This is a genomic window from Hungatella sp. SL.1.14 (assembly GCF_024460495.1).
Lineage (GTDB): Bacteria > Bacillota > Clostridia > Lachnospirales > Lachnospiraceae > Hungatella > Hungatella hathewayi.
Genome location: NZ_JANFYJ010000535.1, coordinates 1 through 287, shown reverse-complemented (window position 1 = coordinate 287; position 287 = coordinate 1). Strand labels below are relative to the sequence as shown.

Here is a 287-nt window from a genome sequence, read left to right as displayed (position 1 = left end):
GATCGAAGTTAAGGCTGAGAGAAGACAGGCTTTAGCACTCAGATGGATCACTCTGTACTCCCGTAAGAGAGGCGAGAAGACCCAGGAAGAAAGACTGGCTAATGAGATTATGGATGCTGCCATCTTGTGCATGTCTTCTTTCTTCTTTACAGAAGCACCAGTGTTGTTGGCAGCATCCAATGTTTTTTAAGGCGTGATTGGTGCCGTAATATAAGTCCAGGCCGTTGGTTGCTATTTTTACTGTGCTGGTATTCACGATTCTCTAACCTCCTTGTTAGTAGAGTGAC

General features: G+C 44.9%; 2 pseudogenes. One reads left to right on the top strand and one right to left on the bottom strand.

The window, feature by feature from the left end:
• Positions 1-121 (top strand): annotated as a pseudogene (locus NE473_RS32185) (30S ribosomal protein S7); the annotation flags it as partial.
• On the opposite strand, the pseudogene NE473_RS32180 reads toward NE473_RS32185, so the two are convergent.
• A pseudogene (locus NE473_RS32180) lies at positions 118-180 on the bottom strand (30S ribosomal protein S7); the annotation flags it as partial. The pseudogenes NE473_RS32185 and NE473_RS32180 overlap by 4 nt on opposite strands.
• Positions 181-287 lie beyond the last annotated feature (107 nt).